The following is a 16,549-nucleotide window of genomic DNA, read 5'->3' as shown; positions in this document are numbered from 1 at the left end:
AGACCGCCCCGGGAGGGCAAGCCATGACGCACGCCATGTCGCGCCTGGGCGCGATGATGTTTCTGCAGTTCTTCATCTGGGGGGCGTGGTTCGTCACCCTGGGCACCTACCTGGTGCAGGGCCCGCTGCAGGCCAGCGCGAGCCAGGTGGCGACCGCGTTCCTCAGCCAGTCGATCGGTGCCATCGTGGCGCCGTTCCTGGTCGGGCTGATCGCGGATCGCTACTTCGCGGCGCAGCGCATTCTTGCGGTACTGCATCTGGCCGGTGCCGCGCTGATGTGGCTGGCGTCCACGGCAACCAGCTTCAGCATGTTCTCTGCGTGCGTCATGGGCTACATGTTGCTGTTCATGCCGACCCTGGCACTGGCCAACAGCGTGGCCATGCGGCACATGCAATCACCCGAGAAGCAGTTCCCGCTGGTCCGCGTGGCCGGCAGCATCGGCTGGATCGTGGCGGGCGTGCTGATCGGCTGGCTGGGCTGGGAACAGGCGCATCGGCTTGAGCTGACGTTCCGGATGGCGGCGGCGGCGTCGCTGGTGCTCGGGCTGTATGCGTTCACCCTGCCGCACACACCGCCACTGGCGCAGCAGCGCGATGCCGGGCTGGGGCAGATCCTGGGGCTGGATTCGCTGCGGCTGCTGAAGTCACGCGCCTACCTGGTGTTCTTCCTGGCCTCCATCGCCATCTGCATCCCGCTGTCGTTCTACTACAACTTCACCAATCCCTATCTCAACGACCTCGGCGTGCGCGGCGCGGCGGGCCTGCAGTCGCTGGGCCAGGTTTCCGAAGTGCTGCTGATGCTGGCCATGCCGTTCCTGTTCGTTCGGCTGGGGGTGAAAACCATGCTGGCGGTCGGCATGGCCGCCTGGGTGGTGCGCTACGCGCTGTTCGCCTTCGGCGATGCAGGTGGCGGTTTCCCGCTGCTGGTGATCGGCATCGTGCTGCACGGCATCTGCTACGACTTCTTCTTCGTCACCGGCCAGATCTACACCGATGCACATGCCGGCCCTGCCGCGCGCAGCAGCGCACAGGGGTTCATCACCCTGGCCACCTATGGCGTGGGCATGTTGATCGGCACCTTCCTGTCCGGCGCGGTGGTGGAGCACTTCACCACCGAGGCCGGTCCCGACTGGCAGCAGATCTGGCTGTTCCCGGCCGCTGTTGCGCTGGTGGTGCTGGTCGCCTTCCTGCTGCTGTTCCGCGACCGGCCGGCGGCTGCGGCCGCGCCCTCCACACCCTGAGGATCCCCGTCGATGCCCAAGCTTGGAATCGCCATCGTCGGCACCGGCATGATCGGCGCCGTGCACCGCCGCGCGGCCTTGCTCGCCGGCGCCGAGGTACGCGGCGTGGCCGCCTCGTCACCGCAGCGCGCGCATGAGGCAGCGCACTCCTGGAATGTCCCGCGCGCCTACCGGGATATCGAGGAGGTGATCGCCGATCCGCAGGTACAGGTGGTGCACGTGTGCACGCCCAACCATCTGCACCGCGCCATGGCACAGGCTGCGCTGGAAGCCGGCAAGCACGTGATCTGCGAGAAGCCGCTGGCGACGACGCTGGACGATGCGCAGGCGCTGGCGGTACTGGCCGCCTCGACCGGATTGGTTGCCACCGTCCCCTTCGTCTACCGCTACCACCCGGTGGTGCGCGAGGCCCGTGCACGCATCGCCCAGGGTGACCTGGGGCCGCTGCACCTGATCCATGGCAGTTACCTGCAGGATTGGCTGCTGGACCCGGCCAGCAACAACTGGCGCGTGGACCCGGCGCTGGGCGGCACCTCGCGCGTGTTCGCCGACATTGGTTCGCACTGGTGCGACCTGGTCGAATGGGTCAGTGGCGAGCGCTTCACCGAAGTGAACGCGGCGTTTGCCACGGTGATCGCCGAACGCAGCGCCGTCACCGGCCAGAGCTTCAGCACACCGGCAGCGAACGGCGCGACGCAGGCGGTCGCGAGCGAGGACGTGGCAACGGCGATGTTCAGGACCGGCGCCGGTACGCTGGCGTCGTTGACGGTGAGCCAGGTTTCGGCCGGACGCCGCAACCGCCTCTGGTTCGAGATCGACGGCGCCAACGCCAGCATCGCCTTCGACCAGGAGGACGCCGAGCGGCTGTGGATCGGCCTGCCCGACCAGCGCGAGGAAATCTTCGTGCGCGGGCCCGGCGCGGGCACTGCCGAACAGCGCCGGCTGTCGGTGCTGCCGGCCGGGCACGCGCAGGGCTACGCCCAGTGCTTCGAGGCGTTTGTCGCCGACACCTATCGCGCTATCGACGGCGAGCAACCGGACGGCCTGCCCACCTTCGAGGACGGCATGCGTTCGGCGCGGATCGTTGATCGTGTCATTGCATCGGCCAGGTCACGCGCCTGGACCACCATCGTTTGAATCCCGGGAGGATCTGTTGATGAAAGCCCTTGTCCGTCGAAGTGCAAGCCTCGTCCTGCTGCTCGCGGCGCTGCCCGCCTTCGCAGTCGAAGCCGCCAGCGCGCAGAAGCCGATAGCGGTGCAGATGTACACCCTGCGCGATGCCGGCTCGCTCGAGCAACAGTTGAAGATCGTCCACGATGCCGGTGTGCACGCGGTGGAAACCGTCGGCACGCAGAACGTCAGTGCCGCGGAACTGAAGCAGCTGCTGGACCGGTATTCGATCAAGGCCATTTCATCGCATGTGCCGCTGGCCGAGCTGCGCAGCAACCTGGATGGGGTGGTGACCTTCAACCGGTCGATCGGCAACACCACGCTGGTGGTGCCGTACCTGGACAGGAAGGAACGCCCGAGCGATGCCGCCGGCTGGACCGCCCTGGGACAGGAACTGGGCCGGATCGCGAAACAGGTGCGCGGCAAGGGCATGCGCCTGGCCTATCACAACCACGACTTCGAGCTGGTCGACTTCGATGGCAGGACCGGGCTGGAACTGCTGTTTGCCGCCGCCGGCCCCGACCTGCAGACCGAGCTGGACCTGGCCTGGGTCGCGCGTGCGGGCCTGGACCCGGCGGTGATGCTGGGAAAGTTCCGCGGCCACGTATTCGCGGTACACGCCAAGGACAATGCGCTCAAGGGCCAGGCCGAAGACGAAGGCGGATTCGCTGCGGTCGGCCAGGGCGTACTGGACTGGAACACGATCCTGCCTGCTGCGAGGGGCGCCGGCGTGCATTGGTACATCATCGAGCACGACCAGCCACGCGAGCCGGCCAAGGTCGTCCAGGCCGGCGCCGACTATCTGCGTGAACACCTGACCACCAATACGCCTGCCCGTGCGCGGCGCTGACGCATCAAGGAGCCCCACATGAAAATGATCCTGGCAATGGCGGTGGCCCTGGGCGGCATGAGTGTTGCGACAGCCGCCTGGTGCAAGGGCGACCCGGCTGCGGGAGCAAAGCTCTACACCGCGAACTGCGTGGCCTGCCACGGCGCCGATCGCGCGGGCATGCCGGGCGCGTTCCCGGCACTCACCGACATCGGCAAGCGCATGGCACCTGCACAGATCAAGGAAAAGATCAGCAAGGGCGGCGGCCTGATGCCGCCCTTCTCCCAGCTGTCACAGCAGGAGATCGACGATATCGCCAGCTACCTGGCGAAGTAAGCGGCCGGCGGCCACGCCAGCCGCATGCCACTACAGCTCGCGCACCCAGATGTTGCGGTAACTGACCCTGGAGTCATGCTCCTGCAGATAGAGCGGCGCACACGCATGGGGCGAATACGAGGGCGCCCCGATGTACTCGGTCTTGCCTGCCAGCACGGTGTCATCCTGCACCAGCACGCCGTTGTGCAGCACCGTGATGCGCGCGGGCGACACAAGCCCACCGCCCACCGAGAAGCGCGGTGCCTTCCAGATGATGTCGTAGGCCTGCCACTGGCCCGGCGCGCGCGAGGCATTCACCCGCGGCATGGCCTGCTTGTAGATGGAGCCCGCCTGGCCATTGGCATAGGTCGGGTTGTTGTAGCTGTCGAGCACCTGCAGTTCATACAGTTCCTGCAGGAAGATCCCGCTGTTGCCCCGGTTCTGGCCGTCGAAGCCCTTCGTGTCAGTGGGCGTGCGCCACTCCACATGCAGCTGGACATCGCAGAAGCGTTGCCGGGTGCGGATGCCCTTGCTGCCCGGAACGACGGTCATGGCGCCCCCGGCAACCTTCCAGGGCACGCGTCCGCCCTGCTCCGATTCCCACGCCGAGACATCCTTGCCATCGAACAGCACGATCGCGTCGGAGGGGGCCTTGCCTGGCGGCGTGGCCACGACAGCGGGCACGGGGGTCCACACTTCGGTCTTCTTCGGGTCGCGCGCAGCGTCGGCACTGTCCTGCGCGAATGCAGATGCAGCGGCCAGCAGGCCAACAGTGATCAACGCAGGGCGGATCATCAGGGTGGTGTCCATCAGCTGGTCCCCCACGCGGGCGTACCGGGGACATAGGCGAGGTCGCCGTCGTAGCGGCCGGGCACCGCGACGTACTGCAGCACGCCGGTCGCCCCGACCTTGGAGGTGAAGAAGCCGAAGATGGCCAGCTGCTTGATCATCGTGAAGTAATGCGGCATCGCCTCGCCCTCTTCAGGCGTACCGGTCTCGGTCACGTCGGCAGAGCGCGCCTTGGCTTCGGCGTCCAGCGTTCGCAGCAACTGGGTGCGGGCTTCCGGCGCAAGCGCCACAAACCGGCCGCCGGCGCGCTTGTCGATATCGACCAGGCCTGCCCGGAACGTTGCCTGCTGCCGGGCGGTGTAGCAATCGCTGACGAAGGTCGCCATGAACAGGCCAGCGCCGGCATCCTTCGCCCCTGGCGTCCGGGTCCGCGGCAGGATGGTCTCGGCGATCTCGTCCAGCGTGCCGATGTCGGCATCGGAGAACAGGGTCTTCACCGGTGCCGCAGCGGCGTTTCCCTGCGCGAGCGCAGGCAGGCCGACCATGGCCGCGCCGGTGGCGGCAACGATCATCTTCAACAGTTCGCGGCGATCCATCAGAGGTTCCCCGCTTTCAGTTCGCGTACCGCGTGGTCGGCCGCGCGCGCGGTCAGCGCCATATAGGTCAGCGAAGGATTCACGCAGGCGCTGGAGGTCATGCAGGCACCGTCGGTCACATAGACGTTGGGCGCATCCCAGACCTGGTTGTGCGCGTTCAATACCGAGCTCTTCCGGTCACGTCCCATGCGTGCGGTCCCCATCTCGTGGATGCCCTTGCCCGGGGCATAGTCGTGGTCGTGCATCTTCACGTCCTTGACGCCAGCCGCCTCCAGCATCTCGGCAGCATCGGCGGCCATGTCCTTGCGCATCGCCAGTTCGTTGGCGCGCATGGACACGTCCATCGCCAGCACCGGCAGCCCCCACTTGTCCTTGCGGTCGTGGTCCAGGCGGATCGTATTGTCGTGGTGCGGCAGCATTTCACCGAACCCGGTCATGCCGATGCGCCAGTCGCCCGGTACGGTCAGCGCCTCCTTCAGGTCGGCACCGATGTTGAGCTCGGCGATCTCGCGCGACCAGCCGGTGCGGCTGGCACCGCCCTGGTAACCGAACCCGCGCAGGTAGCCGCGCTTGTCGGCCGCGACGTTGCGGAAGCGCGGAATGTAGAAACCGCACGGACGGCGGCCGAAGTAGTACTTGTCTTCGTAGCCCTCGACCCGGCCCGAGGCGCCCGCACCGAAATGATGGTCCATCACGTTGTGCCCCAGCTCGCCCGACGAAGAACCCAGTCCCCCCTCCCACACATCGGTCGCCGAGTTCATCAGCAGCCAGGTCGAATTGAACGACGATGCATTGAGGAAGATGACCTTGGCGGTGTACTGGTAGGTCTGCCCGGTCTCGGCATCGATCACCTCCACGCCGCGCGCACGCTTGCGATCCTTGTCGTAGAGCACTTCCTTGACGATCGAGAACGGCCGCAAGGTCAGGTTGCCGGTCTTCATCGCCGCTGGCAGCGTCGCCGCCTGGGTCGAGAAATAGGCACCGAAGGGACAGCCCAGGATGCACTTGTTGCGGTACTGGCAGTTCACGCGCCCCTGCTCGGGCATCGGCTGGGTGATGTTGGCGGTGCGCGAGTGGATCATGTGCCGCGTTCCGCCGAAGGCCTTCTTGATCCGCGCGGCCACGTCCTTCTCGACGATGTTCAACGGGATCGGCGGCAGGAACTCGCCGTCCGGCAGCACGTCCAGTCCTTCGCGCGTGCCGGCGATGCCGGCGAACCTCTCTACATGGTCGTACCACGGCGCGATGTCGGCATAGCGGATCGGCCAGTCGGTGGCGATGCCATCCTTGAGGTTCGCTTCGAAGTCCAGGTCGGAAAACCGATAGCTCTGCCGGCCCCACATCAGCGAGCGCCCGCCTACGTGGTAGCCACGGAACCAGTCGAAGCGCTTGGTTTCGATGTAGGGTGAGTCCTGCTCGTTGGCCCACATTCCTTCCAGGTTCTCGGCCAGGCCGTAGTCGCGCATCAGCACCGGGAAGGCGGCCTTCATCGCCTGCGTCGGCCGGTTGCGATGCGGGAAGTCCCACGCTTCCTTCATCGCATTGACGTAGTCCTTGACGTGCTCGATGTTGCGCCCGCGTTCCAGCATCAGGACCTTCAGGCCCTTCTCGGTCAGCTCCTTCGCTGCCCAACCGCCACTGATTCCCGAGCCAACAACAATGGCGTCGTAGTGATTATCTGCCATGGTCTCTCACCTGGGTGGATATCGTTTCAGACGTCGCAGAGGCGGATCGCCTCGCGCAATGAGGCAACGGGATCGGGCGCTGCAGGCGTGAATTCCTGCGCCAGATACCCCTTGAAACCGGTGTCGCGGATCGCGCGACAGATGGCCGGATAGTGGAGCTCCTGCTGGTCTCCAATCTCGTTCCGGCCCGGCACGCCTGCAGTGTGGTAATGCTTGAAGCAGGCGTGATGCTTGCCGATGGTGGCGATGATGTCGCCCTCCATGATCTGCATGTGGTAGATGTCGTAGAGCAGGCCGAAGTTGTCCGAGCCGAGCCGCTGGCACAGCTCCACGCCCCAGGCCGAGTGATCGCACAGGTAGTCGTGGTGATCGACCCTGGAGTTCAGCAGCTCCATCACCAGCACCACGCCGCGCTTCTCGGCATGCCCGAGGATGCGCTTGAGGCCCGCCTCGGCATTGGCCATGCCGTCCTGCGGGTCCATGCCGTTGCGATTGCCGGAGAAGCAGATGAGGTTGCGGTAACCGGCATCGGCGACCAGGTCGATGTGCCGCGTGTAGCGCTCCACCAGCGGGTCGTGGAATTCGCGGCCGGCAAAGCCCTTGGTCAGGCCCAGCTCCGCGCCATTGCACATCGAGCTGTAGACGCCGTTCGCCTTCAGCGTGGGCCAGTCTTCCGGGCCGACCAGGTCGATGGCGGCGAAGCCGATGTTCTTCACCGTCGTGCAGAGCTGGGCGACCGACAGCTGCGGGAAGGTCCAACGCGCCACGGAGTGCTTCAGGTTGCCCTTGAGCGCTGCGGTGGCGGCGAATGCAGGCAACGCTCCCGCAGTACCCAGCGCTACGCCTCCAGCAACCGCCATGCGCAACGCATCGCGCCGCGTGAGGCCCGTCGCCGGAGCCGGTCTGATCGAATGGATGGACATCCACCTGCCGGCCTCCCAACCGACATCAAACACTGAGGATTCACTGCAATGCAATCGATTGCACCATAGGGGAGGAATTTGTGTGTTTGCAAGTCGCAGTGCACGAAAATCAATGCTGCGAGGCACAACTCCGCAACCGACCTGGAAAACAAAAGCCCCGCGTGAGCGGGGCTTTCCTTCTGGCGGTGGGAGCAGGACGACGCCTGTTGGCTACAGGGTCGAAACCGTGCCGCCGTCGATCCGATACTCCGTTCCGGCAATCGACGCCGACCGGGGAGACGCCAGGAACACAATCAGATCGGCCACCTCCTGCGGTGCCGCGGGCCGTCCCACCGGGATCCCGCCGAGCCAGTCCATGACCACCTTCTTGCCTCCTTCATAGTCGGTTCCCGCTTCCGCAGCGATCCGTTCTGCAAATTCGCTGGATGCTTCTGTCTCGATCCAGCCCGGCGCTACGCTCAGCACCCGCACGCCCTTGGGGGTGACCTCTCGTGAAAGCGACTTGCTGTAGGTCGTGAGTGCCGCTTTGGCGGCGGCGTAGGCGGTGGTGGACTCCGGCAGAGGCAGCATGCGCTGGATCGAACTGACGTGGATGATCACGCCAGCGCTCTGCGCGAGCATGGATGGCAGCAAGGCACGATCCAGGCGGACCGCCGGCATCAGATTCAGGTTCAGCTCGGCAAGCCAGTGCGCATCACTGATCGCTGCGAAGCCACCGGCAGGTGTCTTTGATCCCCCCAGCACATTGACCAGGATGTCTGCGCCGCCCCATGCCTGCAGCACGGCGTGGGCGAAAATGCCGGTGCCCTCGGCCGTCGACAGATCGGCGGCTACGTAGGCGACTCCTTCCACCGGGCGTGCCGGCAGGCTGCGCGCCGACGTCATTACCCTGGCCCCGGCCTCGGCGAGGGTCCTGACCACGGCCGCCCCCACACCGGCCGTGCCGCCGGTCACCACGGCCCGCAGGCCACCGAGTTGAAGATCGAAGCTCATGCCGTGATCTCCAGCGATGCGATCAGGCCCCGTTCCAGTTCGAAACGGTAGCTCAGCAGAATCGGACTGCCGGGGAAGTTACCGCTCACGATGGCACGGACAACGTGGTGTTTCTCCTGCCGTTCGATGGCGCTCGGCACGCTGGTGGCGCTGTATTTGGCCGATGCCTCGGCCAGGAAGGCTTTGATGGTGTCGACGCCGACGAGGGTGTGCCCGTCGTCCTTCAGCACAGCCTGGGCGGCAAAACAACGCGCCAGCAGTTCAGGGTCATGTTCGGCCGCGAAGTACGCGGCAATGGGTTCTGGGAGGGTCAACGCATTCATTCCTGGCTCCTGCAGTGGTCAGGCGCTCAGGATGTGCACGCAGGTCGGTTAAGTGAATGCCCTATAATCCGAATGGGTTATGTCAAGAATCTCACATAATGCGCGGATCCGAGTTCGCTGAACTGAAGGCCTTCGTGGCGGTAGTGGAACGTCAGAGCTTCGCGCGGGCGGCGGAACATCTGGGGGTATCGCCCTCGGCCCTGAGCCAGACCATCCGCCAACTGGAAGGCCGTCTCGGCACCCGCCTTCTCAATCGCACGACACGAAGCGTGGCGCCCTCGGCAAGCGGCGGGCGACTGTACGCGCGCATCGCGCCGCTGTTCCAGGAGTTGGCCGTCGCGGTCGCTGAAACCAGCGAAGCCAGCGGACGGATCAACGGGACCCTGCGAATCAATACGCTGGGCATCGCCGCGAGAACACTGATTGCCCCGCGGCTTGCCCGCTTCCACCAGGCCTACCCTGATGTCGTTGTCGACATCGTGGTCGACGACGCGCTCAGCGACATCGTCAGTGGCCGGTTTGATGCGGGCATCCGCGTGGGTGGTCAGCTCGAGAAGGACATGGTGGCCATCCGCCTCACCCCGGACCTGAACATGGTGGCCGTGGCGTCACCGGATTACCTGGCACGCCGCGGAACACCGCGAACTCCCGCGGAACTGCAGGATCACGCCTGCATCAACTGGCGGCTGCAGAGCGATGGCAGGCAGTACCGATGGGAGTTCAAGAAGCGAGGTCGCCACCTCGAGGTCGCCGTGGACGGTCCTGTCGTCACCAATCACGCTGACATCGGGATTGCGTCGGCCCTGGCCGGCCTTGGAATCGCCTATCACTTCGAACAGGATGGTGTGGGCGAACTGTTGACACAGGGACTGCTGGTGCGGGTACTGGCGGATTGGTCGGTCTCGCGGCCCGGGCTTTTTCTCTACTACCCGAACAGGCGGCATCGCCCCGCCCTGCTGGGCGCGTTCATTGACTGCCTGCTGGACCAGGGAATGTTCGGCAATCGGTGACGAGGTCGACGAACGTCCGCATCCTGCCGCCGGGCAATGGGATCCTGCCACGTCGCCTGTAACGAGAAGGGCCCCGGGCACGCGTGCCAGGAGCCCTTGTCGGGATAAACGGAAGATACGCTTAGAACGGAATATCGTCGTCAGCGAAGTCGTCCATCGGCGGCGCCTGCTGCGGCTGCGGGCGCTGGTTGCCGCCCTGGTTGCCGTAACCCCCGCCCTGGTTGCCGCCCTGGTTGCCATAGCCACCGCCCTGGCCGCCACGCTGGCCACCGCCGCCACCGCCATACTCCTGGCGCGGCGCCTGCTGGCGCTGCGGACGATCGCCGCCGTAGTTGCCACCACCACCGCCACCGCCTTCACCGCGGCCGCCCAGCATCTGCATTTCATCGGCGATGATGTCGGTGGAGTACTTCTCCACGCCGTCCTGGCCGGTGTACTTGTCGTAGCGCAGGCTGCCTTCGACGTAGACCGAGCTGCCCTTGCGCAGGTACTCGCCGGCGATCTCGCCGAGCTTGCCGAAGAACACCACGCGGTGCCATTCGGTGCGCTCCTGCTGGTTGCCATCCTTGTCCTTGCGGACGCTGGTGGTGGCCAGGCTGATGCGGGTGATCGCCATGCCGCCCTGGGTGTACTTCACGTCCGGGTCGTTGCCGAGATTGCCGACCAGGATGACTTTGTTGATGCCGCGCGCCATAGGTACCTTCGTCCGTTGTCCAGGGGCAGACCGCCAGTGATAGCACAGCCCCGGCCGGGGGTGCAGTACGCTGGGCCGCCCCTGTTGAAATTTGGGGGAATGCGAGAACGACGCATCTTACCATTGCCGCCGCCATCCGCCCGGTCAGGAGACCCCGACCGCACCGAAGGATCACGCTGATTTCCTTGTCCGGCAATGACTTACCTGTGCCCAGGCCGACGTTAAGAGGGGCATTCGCGTCTGCGCATGGCATCATGCCCGGGCACCTCCCACCTGCCCGCTCCGCCCACACATGACGATCAAAGGCAAAGCCACCTCCCTGGACATCGCCCACCTGGCCGGGGTCTCCCAGCCGACCGTGTCGCGGGCCCTGCGTGGCAGCCCGATGGTCAACGCCGAGACCCGTGAGCGCATCCTGCGCATTGCCCGCGAGCTGAACTACAAGGTCGACAAGAATGCCTCCAGCCTGCGCCTGCGCAATGCCGGCACGCTGGCCCTGCTGTTCTTCGAGGACCCGACCAACGACGACTCGCTGATCAACCCGTTCTTCCATTCGATGCTGGGCTCGATCACCCGCGCCTGCGCCCTGCACGGGCAGGACCTGCTGGTCTCGTTCCAGCAGCTGTCCACCGACTGGCAGGCCGATTACGAGGACAGCAACAAGGCCGACGGCATCATCCTGCTCGGCTACGGCGACTATCACGAATCGCGCGACCGCCTGCAGCGGCTGGTCGAACAGGGCACGCACTTCGTGCGCTGGGGCGCCGCCCTGCCCGGCCAGCCCGGTGTCTCGATCGGCAGCGACAACTTCCAGGGCGGGCATGACATCACCACCCACCTGCTGCAGCAGGGCTGCCGCCGCATCGCCTTCCTCGGCCATGCCTCCAGCCACTACCCCGAATTCCAGGAGCGCTACCGCGGCCATGTCGCGGCCCTGCAGGACCACGGCCTGGCCGCCGAACCGGCGCTGCAGCACGATGCGATCACCACTGAAGCCTCCGGCCAGGAAGCCTGCCAGGCCCTGTTGGCGCGCGGCGAGCCGATCGATGCGATCTGCGCGGCCAGCGACCTGATCGCCATCGGTGCGATGCGCGCCCTGCGCGAGGCCGGGCTGCGGGTGCCGCAGGACGTGGCGGTGACCGGCTTCGACGACATCCCGCTGGCCGCTTCGGTATCCCCCGCGCTGACCACGGTGCAGCAGGACACCAAGCAGGCCGGCCAGCTGCTGGTGGAACGCCTGCTGGCGCTGATCGGCCGGCAGCCGGTGGACAGCCAGAGCATCCCGGTGAAGCTGGTGGTGCGCGAATCATCCCTGCGCGGGTAAGGCGCCGCTGGGCCGGCGCGCTGGCCAACGCACGACGGCGGGATTCTCCCCCCATGACCAACGGCGGATGCGCACGGAGGCGGTTGCGCGGATAACGCGCAGACATTGCCCAGGGAAAGGTGTACGTCGCATGCTGAAGATCGATTCGCTGTCCAAGACGTACGCCAACGGCGTGCATGCCCTCAACAACGTCACCCTGGACATCCCGCGGGGCATGTTCGGCCTGCTCGGCCCGAACGGCGCCGGCAAGTCCTCGCTGATGCGCACGCTGTCCACCCTGCAGGAGGCCGACAGCGGCACGGTGACGCTCAGCGTTCCGGGCGAGGCGCCGATCGACGTGCTGCGCGACAAGGACGCCGTGCGCCGTCGGCTGGGCTACCTGCCGCAGGATTTCGGCGTGTACCCGAAAGTCAGCGCGCTGGACCTGCTGGAGCATTTCGCAGTGCTCAAGGGCCTGACCCAACGCGCGCAGCGCCGCGAGGTGGTCGATGGGCTGCTGCAGCAGGTGAACCTGTGGGATGCCCGCAAGCGCAAGCTGGGCACCTACTCCGGCGGCATGCGCCAGCGCTTCGGCATTGCCCAGGCGCTGCTGGGCGACCCACGGCTGGTGATCGTCGACGAACCCACCGCCGGCCTCGACCCGGAGGAACGCAACCGCTTCCTCAACCTGCTGGCGGCGATCGGCGAGAACGTAGCGGTGATCCTGTCCACCCACATCGTCGAGGACGTGACCGACCTGTGCCCGACGATGGCGATCATGAACAAGGGCCAGGTGCTGCTGACCGGCCGCCCCAGCGAAGCGATCAACGCCCTGCAGCACCAGGTCTGGCGCAAGCAGGTCGATCCTTCGGAGCTGGCCGACCATGAAGCGCGCTACGTGGTGCTGTCGACCCGTCTGGTCGGTGGCCGCCCGGTGATCCATGTGCACAGCGCCAACGACCCCGGCGACGGCTTTGCGGCCGTGGCTCCCGACCTCGAAGACGTGTACTTCCAGCGCCTGCGCCTGCAGGCCCGTGCTCGCGCAGCAGCCTGAGCGGAGCACGCCATGATCCTCGATTTCTTCCGTTTCGAGCTGCGCGAGCAGCTGCGTTCCCCGCTGCTGTGGCTGCTGGCCGGGCTGTTCGCCCTGCTCGCCTTCGCCGCTGCGTCCAGCGACGCCGTACAGATCGGTGGTGGCAGCGGCAACGTGCACAGCAACGCTCCCACCGTGATCGCGCAGATGCTGGGCATCTTCACCCTGCTCGGCATGCTGGTCACCGCCCTGTTCGTCAGCAATGCGCTGCTGCGTGACTTCGAACTGGGCACCGCCGAGCTGATCTTCGCCAGCCCGGTGCAACGCCGCGATTACCTGGCCGGCCGCATCGCCGCCGCCCTGGCTACCGGCCTGCTGTTCTACCTGCTGGTCGCTTTCGGGCTCTGGCTGGCACCGTTCATGCCCTGGGTGGACGCCGAGCGCATGGGGCCGATCAGCTGGCAGGGCTATGCCTGGAGTTTTGCGGTCATCGTCATTCCCAACCTGTTGTTCACCACCGCGCTGCTGTCACTGCTGGCAGCGGTCACGCGTTCGATCCTGTGGGTCTACATCGGGCTGGTGGCCTACCTGGTCCTGTTCGGCGCCAGCGCGGCGGTGCTGCGCGACATCGACAACACCTGGCTGGCGGTGCTCAGCGAGCCTTTGGGCATGCGCGCCCTGTCACGCACCATCCGCTACTGGTCCACCGCCGAGCACAACAGCGGCGTTCCCGGCCTGGCGGGCTACCTGCTGGCCAACCGTGCCCTGTGGCTGGGTGTGACGGCGCTGCTGTTCGCCGCCACGTTCGCCCTGTTCCGCACCGAGCGCAGCGGCAGCGGCCGTCGTCGCTGGGGCCGCCGGCAGGCGCAGCCGGTTGCCGACGCCGCCGCCCTCCGGCCCAACCGCAACCCGTTGCCGCGCGTGGTACCGGCATTCAGCGCGACCACCGCGTGGCAACAGTTCCTGCGCCAGGTGCGCTTCGACACGCGCGGCGTCCTGCGCAGCGTGCCGTTCATCGTGCTGCTGGTGCTGGGCCTGGCCAATTTCCTGCCCAACGCGCTGTTCCGGCAGACCCTGTACGGCACCTCGATCTGGCCGGTCACCTCGCAGATGATCATGGGCCTGCAGGGGGCCTTCAGCTGGCTGCTGGTGATCATCGTGCTGTTCTTCGCCGGTGAGCTGGTGTGGAAGGAACGCAGCGCGCGCATCAACGAAGTGACCGATGCCATGCCGGTGCCGAACTGGGTACCGCTGCTGGCCAAGTTCACCGCACTGCTGGCAGTGATCATCTGCTTCCAGGCCGCCGGTGCACTGGCGGCGATGGGCGTGCAGCTGGTCAAGGGCTACACCCACCTGGAGCCGCTGCTGTACCTGCGCAGCCTGGCGCTGGATTCGGTGATCTACATCCTGATGGGGGGCCTGGCACTGGTGCTGCAGGTGCTCACCAACAACAAGTTCGTCGGTTACGCGCTGCTGATCGTGGTGATGATCGGCCAGGGCGTGCTCGGCATGCTGGACTACACGCAGAACCTGTACACCTTCGGTGGCTGGCCCAACGCTCCCTATTCGGACATGAACGGCTACGGCCACTTCCTGCCGGGGCAGCTGGCGTTCCAGGGCTACTGGGCGCTGTTCCTGCTGACCCTGATGTGCCTGGCATCGGCGCTCTGGGTGCGCGGTGTCAGCCAGGGCCTGCGCCAGCGCCTGGCCCTGGCCGGCCGCCGCCTGCGCGGCCCGACCGGCGTCTTCGCCGGACTTGCGGCATTGGCCTTCGCCGGCGTGGGCAGCTGGCTGTACTGGAGCACCAATATCCGCAACGAGTTCATCTCGCCCGACCAGCAGCTGGACCTGCAGGCCCGCTACGAGCGCGAGCTGTCGAAGTACCGCACCCTGCCGCAGCCGCGCATCGTGGCGGTGGACAACCGCGTGGACCTGTTCCCGGAATCGCAGTCGATGGTGATCGATGCGAACTGGACGGTGCGCAATACCCATGCCACGCCGATCCAGGACGTGCATGTCTCGATGGGCGATGACAAGCAGCTGGTCGACGTCGACCTGGGTGGGCAGACGCTGTCGTTGCACGATGCCGATCTCGGCTACCGCATCTACCGCCTGCAGAAGCCGCTGCAGCCGGGCGAAACCCGCAGCGTGCATTTCCGGGTGGTGCAGAAACCCAACGGCATCACCGCCGGGCTGGCGCCGAGCAACATCGTGGACAACGGCACCTTCTTCAACAGCCGCGTGCTGCCCTCGTTCGGCTACAACGAGGGCGCAGAGATCAGCGACCGCAACGAGCGGCGCAAGCGCGGCCTGGGTGAGCCGCGGCGCATGCCCAGGCTGGAGGACGACGCCGCGCGTGCCAACACGTACATTGCCAATGATGCCGACTGGCTCGACTTCCGCACCACGGTCTGCACCGCACCGGACCAGGTAGCGCTGGCCCCGGGCTACCTGCAGCGCGAGACCACGGTCAACGGCCGGCGCTGCTTCAGCTACGCCATGGACCGGCCGATGCTGAACTTCTATGCCTATCTATCGGCACGCTGGGAGGTGCGCAAGGCGAAGTACAAGGACATCCCGATCGAGGTCTACTTCGATCCGGCGCACGGCTACAACGTGGACCGGATGATCGAGGCGGTGCAGAAGTCGCTGGCCTATTACGAGGCGAACTTCACCCCGTACCAGCACCGCCAGGTACGCATCATCGAATTCCCGGGCTATGCCCGCTTCGCGCAGTCGTTCGCCAACACCATCCCCTATTCCGAGGCCATCGGTTTCATCGCCGACCTGCGCGACCCGGACAAGGTGGACTACGTGTTCTACGTGACCGCGCACGAGATCGCGCACCAGTGGTGGGCGCACCAGGTGATCGGCGCCAACGTGCAGGGTGCGACCGTGCTGTCCGAATCGCTGTCGCAGTACTCGGCCTTGATGGTGATGGAGCAGGAATACGGCCGCCAGCACATGCGCCAGTTCCTCAAGCGCGAACTGGACGGCTACCTGTCCGGCCGCGGTGGCGAAGCCATCGAGGAACAGCCGCTGGAACGCGTGGAAAACCAGCAGTACATCCACTACCAGAAGGGTTCGCTGGTGTTCTACCGCCTGCGCGAGGAAATCGGCGAGCAGGCGCTGAACCGTGCGTTGAAGCGCTTCCTGCAGGACAAGGGCTACCAGCAGCCGCCGTACACCACCTCACGCGAGCTGCTGGGCTACATCCGCGCCGAGACCCCGGCCGACCGCCAGCAGCTGGTCACCGACCTGTTCGAGAAAATCAGCTTCTACGACAACCGGGTGATGGCCGCCAGCGCCCGCAAACGTGCTGACGGCCGCTACGACGTGACCCTGGACCTGCATGCCGCCAAGCAGTACGCCGATGGCAAGGGCAGGGAGAGCGACGCGAAGATGGATGACTGGGTCGAGATCGGCGTGTTCGCCACCGGGCCGTCGGGCAAGGAACGCGACCAGAAGGTGCTGTACCTGCAGCGCCACCACATCACCAGCGCCGCGCCGAAGATCACGGTGACGGTGGATGAAAAGCCGGACGAAGCAGGCTTCGATCCCTACAACAAGCTGATCGACCGGGTGAGCGATGACAACCGGCGCAAAGTGACGATGTGAAGCAACGGGGCGCCGGCCGATGTGCCG

At 66.1% G+C, this 16,549-nt stretch carries 15 protein-coding genes; 8 read left to right on the top strand and 7 right to left on the bottom strand.

Annotated features, from left to right (window positions below):
- Positions 1-23 precede the first annotated feature (23 nt).
- Genes AC5P7A_RS03875 through AC5P7A_RS03860 form a run of 4 tightly spaced genes read left to right on the top strand, consistent with a single transcriptional unit; the run spans position 24 to position 3,576 of the window.
- On the top strand, positions 24-1,241 hold the full coding sequence (locus AC5P7A_RS03875; protein ID WP_014646305.1) for a nucleoside permease: 1,218 nt from the start codon (positions 24-26) through the stop codon (positions 1,239-1,241).
- 12 nt (positions 1,242-1,253) lie between these two features.
- On the top strand, positions 1,254-2,378 hold the full coding sequence (locus AC5P7A_RS03870) for a Gfo/Idh/MocA family protein (protein WP_197574588.1): 1,125 nt from the start codon (positions 1,254-1,256) through the stop codon (positions 2,376-2,378).
- Between the two features lie 19 nt (positions 2,379-2,397).
- Positions 2,398-3,261 carry a sugar phosphate isomerase/epimerase family protein gene (locus tag AC5P7A_RS03865; protein ID WP_049441124.1) on the top strand — a complete coding sequence of 288 codons (864 nt, stop codon included), beginning with the start codon at positions 2,398-2,400 and terminating at the stop codon, positions 3,259-3,261.
- An 18-nt stretch (positions 3,262-3,279) separates the two neighbouring features.
- Complete coding sequence (locus tag AC5P7A_RS03860) at positions 3,280-3,576, top strand: c-type cytochrome (RefSeq protein ID WP_032961525.1); 297 nt, start codon at positions 3,280-3,282, stop codon at positions 3,574-3,576.
- A 30-nt stretch (positions 3,577-3,606) separates the two neighbouring features.
- Here AC5P7A_RS03860 and AC5P7A_RS03855 read toward each other — a convergent pair whose 3' ends face one another.
- The 6 genes from AC5P7A_RS03855 to AC5P7A_RS03830 all read right to left on the bottom strand — a co-directional run bounded on the left by AC5P7A_RS03855 (position 3,607) and on the right by AC5P7A_RS03830 (position 8,864).
- Positions 3,607-4,365, bottom strand: coding sequence for a 3-keto-disaccharide hydrolase (locus tag AC5P7A_RS03855; protein ID WP_046429464.1), 759 nt, complete (start codon positions 4,363-4,365; stop codon positions 3,607-3,609).
- Entirely contained in the window at positions 4,365-4,940 is a 576-nt protein-coding gene (locus AC5P7A_RS03850; RefSeq protein WP_014646300.1) for a gluconate 2-dehydrogenase subunit 3 family protein, read from the bottom strand. Before AC5P7A_RS03850 ends, AC5P7A_RS03855 begins: the two co-directional genes overlap by 1 nt.
- The gene (locus tag AC5P7A_RS03845; RefSeq protein WP_046429409.1) at positions 4,940-6,625 is read right to left on the bottom strand and encodes a GMC oxidoreductase; all 1,686 of its coding nucleotides are present in this window, start codon (positions 6,623-6,625) and stop codon (positions 4,940-4,942) included. Before AC5P7A_RS03845 ends, AC5P7A_RS03850 begins: the two co-directional genes overlap by 1 nt.
- Positions 6,626-6,651: 26 nt before the next feature.
- On the bottom strand, positions 6,652-7,548 hold the full coding sequence (locus AC5P7A_RS03840; RefSeq protein WP_227863664.1) for a hydroxypyruvate isomerase family protein: 897 nt from the start codon (positions 7,546-7,548) through the stop codon (positions 6,652-6,654).
- 210 nt (positions 7,549-7,758) lie between these two features.
- Entirely contained in the window at positions 7,759-8,541 is a 783-nt protein-coding gene (locus AC5P7A_RS03835; protein ID WP_329768369.1) for an SDR family oxidoreductase, read from the bottom strand.
- On the bottom strand, positions 8,538-8,864 hold the full coding sequence (locus AC5P7A_RS03830; protein ID WP_329768368.1) for a nuclear transport factor 2 family protein: 327 nt from the start codon (positions 8,862-8,864) through the stop codon (positions 8,538-8,540). The genes AC5P7A_RS03835 and AC5P7A_RS03830 overlap by 4 nt, the downstream gene beginning before the upstream one ends.
- A gap of 98 nt (positions 8,865-8,962) precedes the next feature.
- Here AC5P7A_RS03830 and AC5P7A_RS03825 point away from each other — a divergent pair, with 98 nt between their 5' ends.
- Positions 8,963-9,874 (top strand): LysR family transcriptional regulator, encoded by a 912-nt coding sequence (locus AC5P7A_RS03825; RefSeq protein ID WP_111205838.1) that lies wholly within the window; start codon positions 8,963-8,965, stop codon positions 9,872-9,874.
- 121 nt (positions 9,875-9,995) lie between these two features.
- Here the strand turns inward: AC5P7A_RS03825 and AC5P7A_RS03820 are convergent, their stop codons facing one another.
- On the bottom strand, positions 9,996-10,568 hold the full coding sequence (locus AC5P7A_RS03820) for a single-stranded DNA-binding protein (protein WP_043034165.1): 573 nt from the start codon (positions 10,566-10,568) through the stop codon (positions 9,996-9,998).
- A gap of 292 nt (positions 10,569-10,860) precedes the next feature.
- Here AC5P7A_RS03820 and AC5P7A_RS03815 point away from each other — a divergent pair, with 292 nt between their 5' ends.
- The 3 genes from AC5P7A_RS03815 to AC5P7A_RS03805 all read left to right on the top strand — a co-directional run bounded on the left by AC5P7A_RS03815 (position 10,861) and on the right by AC5P7A_RS03805 (position 16,522).
- Complete coding sequence (locus AC5P7A_RS03815) at positions 10,861-11,892, top strand: LacI family DNA-binding transcriptional regulator (RefSeq protein WP_014646297.1); 1,032 nt, start codon at positions 10,861-10,863, stop codon at positions 11,890-11,892.
- 130 nt (positions 11,893-12,022) lie between these two features.
- Positions 12,023-12,925 carry an ABC transporter ATP-binding protein gene (locus AC5P7A_RS03810; RefSeq protein ID WP_075076563.1) on the top strand — a complete coding sequence of 301 codons (903 nt, stop codon included), beginning with the start codon at positions 12,023-12,025 and terminating at the stop codon, positions 12,923-12,925.
- Between the two features lie 12 nt (positions 12,926-12,937).
- Entirely contained in the window at positions 12,938-16,522 is a 3,585-nt protein-coding gene (locus tag AC5P7A_RS03805; protein WP_329768365.1) for a M1 family aminopeptidase, read from the top strand.
- The last annotated feature ends 27 nt before the right edge of the window (positions 16,523-16,549 follow it).

Source organism: Stenotrophomonas sp. YJH_SMC_65, from assembly GCF_059369475.1.
Note: the sequence above shows the minus strand (reverse complement) of the source record. Positions and strands in the feature narration are given on the sequence as shown.

Excerpts from the sequence above, each read along its gene's own strand:
- AC5P7A_RS03875 (WP_014646305.1), top strand. The coding sequence starts at position 24 with ATGACGCACGCCATGTCGCGCCTGGGCGCGATGATGTTTCTGCAGTTC.
- AC5P7A_RS03870 (WP_197574588.1), top strand. The coding sequence starts at position 1,254 with ATGCCCAAGCTTGGAATCGCCATCGTCGGCACCGGCATGATCGGCGCC.
- AC5P7A_RS03865 (WP_049441124.1), top strand. The coding sequence starts at position 2,398 with ATGAAAGCCCTTGTCCGTCGAAGTGCAAGCCTCGTCCTGCTGCTCGCG.
- AC5P7A_RS03860 (WP_032961525.1), top strand. The coding sequence starts at position 3,280 with ATGAAAATGATCCTGGCAATGGCGGTGGCCCTGGGCGGCATGAGTGTT.
- AC5P7A_RS03855 (WP_046429464.1), bottom strand. The coding sequence starts at position 4,365 with ATGGACACCACCCTGATGATCCGCCCTGCGTTGATCACTGTTGGCCTG.
- AC5P7A_RS03850 (WP_014646300.1), bottom strand. The coding sequence starts at position 4,940 with ATGGATCGCCGCGAACTGTTGAAGATGATCGTTGCCGCCACCGGCGCG.
- AC5P7A_RS03845 (WP_046429409.1), bottom strand. The coding sequence starts at position 6,625 with ATGGCAGATAATCACTACGACGCCATTGTTGTTGGCTCGGGAATCAGT.
- AC5P7A_RS03840 (WP_227863664.1), bottom strand. The coding sequence starts at position 7,548 with ATGTCCATCCATTCGATCAGACCGGCTCCGGCGACGGGCCTCACGCGG.
- AC5P7A_RS03835 (WP_329768369.1), bottom strand. The coding sequence starts at position 8,541 with ATGAGCTTCGATCTTCAACTCGGTGGCCTGCGGGCCGTGGTGACCGGC.
- AC5P7A_RS03830 (WP_329768368.1), bottom strand. The coding sequence starts at position 8,864 with ATGAATGCGTTGACCCTCCCAGAACCCATTGCCGCGTACTTCGCGGCC.
- AC5P7A_RS03825 (WP_111205838.1), top strand. The coding sequence starts at position 8,963 with ATGCGCGGATCCGAGTTCGCTGAACTGAAGGCCTTCGTGGCGGTAGTG.
- AC5P7A_RS03820 (WP_043034165.1), bottom strand. The coding sequence starts at position 10,568 with ATGGCGCGCGGCATCAACAAAGTCATCCTGGTCGGCAATCTCGGCAAC.
- AC5P7A_RS03815 (WP_014646297.1), top strand. The coding sequence starts at position 10,861 with ATGACGATCAAAGGCAAAGCCACCTCCCTGGACATCGCCCACCTGGCC.
- AC5P7A_RS03810 (WP_075076563.1), top strand. The coding sequence starts at position 12,023 with ATGCTGAAGATCGATTCGCTGTCCAAGACGTACGCCAACGGCGTGCAT.
- AC5P7A_RS03805 (WP_329768365.1), top strand. The coding sequence starts at position 12,938 with ATGATCCTCGATTTCTTCCGTTTCGAGCTGCGCGAGCAGCTGCGTTCC.